General features: G+C 68.4%; 7 protein-coding genes. 3 read left to right on the top strand and 4 right to left on the bottom strand.

All coding sequences use genetic code 11. From position 1 onward, the window contains the following. Positions 1 to 322: 322 nt before the first annotated feature. A complete protein-coding gene (locus AC6EI8_RS23295; protein ID WP_498382995.1) occupies positions 323 to 673 on the bottom strand; it encodes a hypothetical protein in 351 nt (116 codons plus the stop codon). 336 nt (positions 674 to 1,009) lie between these two features. On the opposite strand from AC6EI8_RS23295, the gene AC6EI8_RS23290 reads away from it, so the two are divergent. Next, positions 1,010 to 2,992, top strand: coding sequence for an ATP-binding protein (locus AC6EI8_RS23290; protein ID WP_498382994.1), 1,983 nt, complete (start codon positions 1,010 to 1,012; stop codon positions 2,990 to 2,992). Between the two features lie 105 nt (positions 2,993 to 3,097). On the opposite strand, the gene AC6EI8_RS23285 is transcribed toward AC6EI8_RS23290, so the two are convergent. Further along, entirely contained in the window at positions 3,098 to 3,607 is a 510-nt protein-coding gene (locus AC6EI8_RS23285) for a CinA family protein (RefSeq protein ID WP_150082367.1), read from the bottom strand. Positions 3,608 to 3,939: 332 nt separating this feature from the next. On the opposite strand from AC6EI8_RS23285, the gene AC6EI8_RS23280 reads away from it, so the two are divergent. Together AC6EI8_RS23280 and AC6EI8_RS23275 are read left to right on the top strand one after the other, a co-directional pair. Beyond that, complete coding sequence (locus tag AC6EI8_RS23280; protein WP_149318062.1) at positions 3,940 to 4,377, top strand: BON domain-containing protein; 438 nt, start codon at positions 3,940 to 3,942, stop codon at positions 4,375 to 4,377. 116 nt (positions 4,378 to 4,493) lie between these two features. Continuing rightward, positions 4,494 to 4,961 carry a hemerythrin domain-containing protein gene (locus tag AC6EI8_RS23275; RefSeq protein ID WP_265634491.1) on the top strand — a complete coding sequence of 156 codons (468 nt, stop codon included), beginning with the start codon at positions 4,494 to 4,496 and terminating at the stop codon, positions 4,959 to 4,961. 178 nt (positions 4,962 to 5,139) lie between these two features. On the opposite strand, the gene AC6EI8_RS23270 is transcribed toward AC6EI8_RS23275, so the two are convergent. Both AC6EI8_RS23270 and AC6EI8_RS23265 read right to left on the bottom strand, forming a co-directional pair. Next, a complete protein-coding gene (locus AC6EI8_RS23270) occupies positions 5,140 to 5,538 on the bottom strand; it encodes a BON domain-containing protein (protein ID WP_149318064.1) in 399 nt (132 codons plus the stop codon). Between the two features lie 87 nt (positions 5,539 to 5,625). Beyond that, a partial coding sequence (locus AC6EI8_RS23265) for a DUF4142 domain-containing protein (RefSeq protein ID WP_498382993.1) occupies positions 5,626 to 6,090 on the bottom strand: 465 nt, incomplete at its 5' end.

Genomic DNA, 6,090 nt, shown 5'->3' with positions numbered 1-6,090 from the left:
TGGCGCGGTGGATCAGCAGCGCCCGCAATTGCGGATCGGCGGCGCTCACCGATGCGGCTTCGAGCGACTGCCCGCAGAGCGCGGCCAGTTCGCCCAGGGCCGCCAGCATGGCGGCCGGGTCGTCTGGAGACGGAGAGGTCGATTTCACAGTGTGCGGACGGTTCGGCAAACGGGCTTGGGCAGACACGGCAATCTCGGCTCGGCAAGGGGGGCGGAGGTCGTGCGGATCGGTGGGAGCCGGGGCGCGCTACCGCATGCCGGGGCTTGGCTGCGTGCTGATGGCGGCGTGCTCTAGTGTTTTAGAACGTTTTTCGGAATTGGTTCAGGTGTTTTCCACCGGCGGCTCACTTTCTTCCGGATTGCCGCCGGGGCGCTTCACCGACGGCGGCTCGCCGTTTTCATCGGGAAGGTCGCGCCCGGCCGCGGGGTCGGACTCGCTTGCGGAGCTGCCGCCGCTGTCGCGCTGATCTTGCCGACTGTCACTCCGACTGTCGCGCTGGCCATTGCGGCCACCGGCATCGGGCGTGCTCTGCGCCGGGGTCGGGCCGGAGGTCTGGCTCCCGCCCGGATCGTTGCGTTGGCCGACCGGGGCGCTGGTTTGCCGCCCGGTATCGCCGGCGCCGGTGTTGCCGGTATCAGGGGATGCGGTCCCGGGCCGAGATTCTGTTGCCATGCGTCCACTCCGTCGAAGGCAAGTTGCACTTCCCACGCATGAGCACTAACCATGCCAATCGCGATTGCTGGCACCGCAGCCCTCCGTACCGCGAGGCGCGGCGCGATACGCCCGGTTTTCGGCCGGTTTTACATGGACGTTGTAATTCGTTGGCCAGGCCGGGCCGCAAGCAGGGCGATTCCGCGCGGCGTCCGGCGCGGCAGTCCGGCGCATACGGGACCCGCCCGGACGCGCACTATAGCTTTTGACCCTCCCGGTCTTGCGGCCTCGCTACCGCTCACTAAGCTGGCTCGCACCCGGCCGAACGGCGATGCCATCCCGCGCCCGGGTCCCGCCATGAACACCTTCGATTCCGCCGACGCCACGCAGGCCGATCCCCAAGCCGATTTTCCGCTGCGCCGGCGCGTCACCGCGCTGCTGCTGGCCAGCACCCTGCTGTTGCCGCTGTGCCTGCTGGCCGGCTGGGGATGGCTCGCGCTGCGCGATGCGTTCGCCGATGCCCAGCGTCAATGCGCGCTGCTAGCACGGGTGGTGCAGGAGCACGCGAGCAAGGTGATGGAGAGCAACCGGCTGGCTGACCAGCGCCTGCGCGACCTGACGGTGCAATGGAGCAACGCGGACATTCGCCACCATGAGCTCGAACTGCATCGGCGCATGGCGCGGATGGGCCGTGGTCTGCCACAAGCCCTTGCACTCGGCATCTTCGGCGACGACGGCACGCTGCTGGTCAGCAGCCTGCTCTACCCGGCGCCGATGCTCAATATCTCGGAACGGGAGGACTATCGGGCGATCATGGTCGATCGCGAGCCCATGCATCTGTCCGCGGTGCTGATCGGCGGCGTGATTCCCGAGCCGGTGTTCAAGGCCAGCATGCCGCGCATGCATGGCCAACGGCTCGCCGGCATCGTGTCGATCTCGCTGCGGCCTTCCTATTTCGCCGACTTCTACCGGCAATTGCTCGAGCACACCGACGGTTACCGCGCGGCACTGGTGCGCAGCGATGGCGCGGTGCTGGCGGCGTATCCCTGGCCGGACCCCGACGCGGCGCGCTTCGCGGCCATGGTGCGGCATGCGCGGGACGGCGACGCAGCACAGCGAGTCGAGCGCGCCGACGGCCATGCGTGGCTGGTCACGGTCCATCCGGTCGGCGACGGCGTGGCCAGCGCCATGGTCAGCGTGCCGTATCGCGTGGTCTATCGCGCCTGGTGGCAACGCATGGCGCCCGCCTCGCTGGCGGCGGGCATCGTCTCGGCGGTGCTGTGCCTGTCGTTATGGAGCGCGTTGCGGCGCATTCGCGCCGAGGAAGCGGTACGGCGGCGCTGGCGCGACGAATGCGCGCGCCGCGAACAACTGGAAAAGCGCTATCGGCAGTCGCGCAAGTTCGAGGCGATGGGGCAGCTGATCGGCTCGGTCGCGCACGACTTTCGCAATGTGCTGGCGGTGATTTCGGCCTATACCGACGTGCTGCTGCTGCGGCCCGGTGTCCCGGGAAGTTCGGACCGGGCCGAGCGGGCGGACCGCGCCAACCGTACCGCGCTGGCCGGCATCCGCAAGAGCCTGGCCAGCGGCGCGCTGCTGGCCGAGCGGCTGCTCGGCGTGGTGCGGCGGCGCGAGCATCGCAGCGAGGCCATTGCGCTGCACGAGGAGCTGCAGCAATGCGATCCGCTGATCCGCGCGACGCTCGGCTCCGGCATCGCCTTGCGCTATGCGCTCAGTCCCGATTGCCTGCCGGTCCTTGCCGACCGCTGCGAGCTGGGTCTGGCGCTGTTGAACCTCGCGGCCAACGCGCGCGATGCGATGCCCGAGGGTGGGGTGCTGGAGATCGGTGCCGCCAATCTCGGCGCGGCCTATGGCGGTGGGGCCTCGCTGCCGCCGGGACTCGCCGCGCGGCGCGGGTCAGCGGAGCCGTCCGATAATGTCCATCTTGCCGATCGTACCAATACTGCCGATCGTGCCGATCCTCGGGCGGAAGCTCACGCCGAAGAAGACCGCGCCGGAGCACACCACGCCGCAGAAGACCGCGCGGACGGAGACCGCGCCGAAGACGATCCGCGCGATGCCGCGACGCCGATGCGCGGCGTCTACGTGCGGCTCTGGGTCAGCGACAGCGGCATCGGCATGCCGGCTCACGTCGCGGACCGGGCGCTGGAGCCGTTGTTTACCACCAAGCCGGACGGCGCCGGCACCGGTCTCGGCCTGAGCCAGGTCAGCGACTTCTGCCGCGAGGCGGGCGGTGCGGTCACGGTGCGCTCGGCTCCGGGCAAGGGAACCACCGTCACGCTGTTCCTGCCGGCGTGCCAGCCGTCCCGTCGCGCCTGATCTCATCGGGGCACGCGTTGCCCCGCCAGCTTGGCCGGCCAGTCAGCCCGGCCGGCAAGGTCAGCGAGGTCAGGGAGGTCAGCTAGGCCGGCGAAACCAGCGAGATCATCGCTCCCGCTGCTGTGCCAGCGCGTAATAGCGGGCGATCTGCGCCAGTGCGAATTCGGCGGCCGCCTCGCGAACCTCGTTGCGGCCGCCGCGCAGGCGTACCGTCTCCGAAAACTCGACGGTACGGCCGTCGCCGCGACCGGTCTGCCTGAAGATCCAGGCGAAACACTGCGTGCCGGGCGGCGTGCCGTCATCGCCCTTGCCGTCCGCAATGCCGGTGTTGGCGATCGCCAGGTTGGCATCGGTCAGCGCCAGCACGCCGCGCGCCATCGCCAGCGATACCTCTTCGCTGGTCAGCCCATGGCGGCGGATCGTTTCCGGCGACACGCCCAGCACGCGATGCTTGATTGCCGGGGCATAGGCCACCACCGCGCAACGCAGCGCGTCGCCGCAGCCGGGCACATCGGCGATGCGCGCGGCGATCAGGCCGGCCGTGCACGATTCCGCGGTGGCCAGGCGCAGGCCATGCCGCAACAGAAAGCGTGCGGCCTCCTCATGGGCATTCATCTCGTTTTCCTCCCGCTTTCCCAATCCAAAACGACATCGACATCCACATCGCGTGTGCAGATTCCATGCCACCGAGGCGCCTTGGTCAAATCTGCACGCTTTGCCACGTGGCGCGCGGCGGACATCGGGAAAGTGTGTAAAAAGCGGCGCTGCATGCAATTCCGAACGCCGCAAACACGCCGGCAGCGGCCATTTCCCGGCGAGAGCATGTGCAAGAGTGGCCGTCGTGCCGGCGGTATGGATATTGCGTCTTGGCTCGAAGCCGCAGCTTGGACGCGCCTCAGCGCCGGCCCGCGGCGATCGATGCAAACCGGAGCACAAGGAGTCGAGGCATGCAGCAATCCACCAGCAATCCGCGAGAACGCAGTGTCACCGGGGCACCGTTTGCCGCGCCGGGGACCCGCACCGACCGGTCTGGCGACGAGGTGCGCAGCCGCAGTGCCGATCCCGGTCAAAGCAGTTACGGCGGCTTCAAGAACGAAAACCCGAGCTATCAGCGGCAAGGCGATGCCGGCCGCGGTGCGGGCAACCGCATCAGCTATTCGGACGATCGCATTCTGGATCGGGTCTGCGAGCGCCTGTGGCGCGCGGGGCTCGATGTCAGCGAGGTATCGGTCCGCGTCGAAGGCGGCCACGTCACGCTCGAAGGCCAGGTCGGCAGCCGTACGGCGCGCCGGCAGATCGAGGAGTGTGTCGACGCCTGCCAGGGCGTGTCCGATATCGAGAACCGGATCCGGGTCGCGCCGGATCGCAGCGAGTCCCGGGCCTGACGGCACCCGCCGAAGGGTAACGACGGACCGGATGGAAACAGGGCTTCGGTAACGGCCCACGCAGCACTGACGCAGCACCACAAAGCAATTCCCCACCACGATAAAAGGAGTTTCGCATGGACAAGTCCAAGATTCCGACCGCGCAACGCGCCGCGCTGAGCCTGCTGCTCGACGACCACCGCAACGTCAAGAAGCTGTTCAAGTCGTTCGAGAGCGCGAAGGAGCGTTCCGAGAAGGAGCAGATCGCGCAGCAGACCTGCCATGAGCTGACCGTGCATGCGCAGATCGAGGAGGAGATCTTCTATCCCGGCTTGCGCGGGGTCCACGAGAAGATCGACGAGATGCTCGATGAAGCGAAGGTCGAACACCAGGTCGCCAAGGACCTGATCGCGGCGATCGAAGGCGGCCTGAGCGGCGAGATGCTGGAGGCCAACTACAAGGTGCTGTCCGAATACGTCAACCACCACGTGCAGGAAGAGGAGAACGAACTCTTCAAGATGGTCATCAGCAAGAACGTGGAGCTGGGCGAGATGGCCGAGCAGATGACGGCCCGCAAGGAAGAGCTGATGGGGGCCATGGCGTAAGGCTCGTCACTAAGGCCTCGTCACCGAGGCTCGTCGGCTGAGGCTCGCCTGACGGCCTCGGCTGCCTGCGGCGCGGATTCATACCGCGCCGCAGGCGTTTTCAGCGGCCGTGCTGCGGTCTCACAGCGGCGCGGTCTCACACCTGCGGCCTCACACCCGCGGTCTCACACCCGCGGTCTCACACCTTGTGATGGATCGGCCCGGGCGGCGGCGGCAACGGTGCGCCGCGTTCTCCCCGCTCGCCGGGCTCGGGCGCGTCGATGGCATCGGCGGCCTCGGCTCCCGCGATCGGGCTGGCCGGTTCGCTGTTATCGGCCGCCTGCAGTTCGTTGTAGACGCCGAGGATGCCGGGACCGATGGCCGCCGCCTTGGCGATGCGCTCGGCGGTCGGCAGATCGGCCACGCGTCCGCGCAGCCGGATGCGCTTGTCCTCGATGCCCACCTCGATGCCCTCCGGCAGGGAGCCGCCGAATTCCTCGGCGATATGGTCGCGCGCCTGCCGGAGCAGGTCGTCGTCCTGCGCGGAGGTGGCGGCGGCGGTCGGCGGGGTGGGCTGAGAAGGATTGGAGTCTGGCATGGGCGTGCTCGCTGAGTCAGGAAAGCAAAGAGAGGCGCGCGCCGTTGCCTTCGCGCGCCCGTCCAGTCGGGAAATCGGACCGCGACCTCATCGCTGCGCGATCCCGCTGCGCCACGTCATGGTCCGCGTGGACATCGACTTGCCCTGCGACAGGCGCTCTTCCAGCATCGGCAGCGTGCGCTTGGCGAAGGCCCGAAGCGCCGGGTCCTTGCCGATCTCGGCCTGCCGCTGGAACAGCGCCAGCGCCTGGCGATTGGCGTCGACCGCGACGATCTGCACGAACATGCGGTCGAACTCGGCGCCCTTGAGCGAGCGCAGCTTGGTGACCTCCGGCGCTTCCGGCAGCCGCTGTTCGGGCTGCACGCCCTTGCTCTGCGCGATGCGTGCCAGTTCCGCCGCGAGCGCGCGGTAGTCGCGCGCTGCGCTGCGGGCGTAGGCCAGCAGCGTCGGATCGGCGGAGACCTCGAGCGCCATGTTGGCGGTCTCGACGCCCATTGCCGCGGTCAGGATCGCTTCGTCGATAAAGCGCAGGTCGTCCGTCGACAGCGAGGT

This window comes from Cupriavidus sp. R6-3, from assembly GCF_059772245.1.
This window is presented reverse-complemented; position numbering and strand designations above follow the sequence as displayed.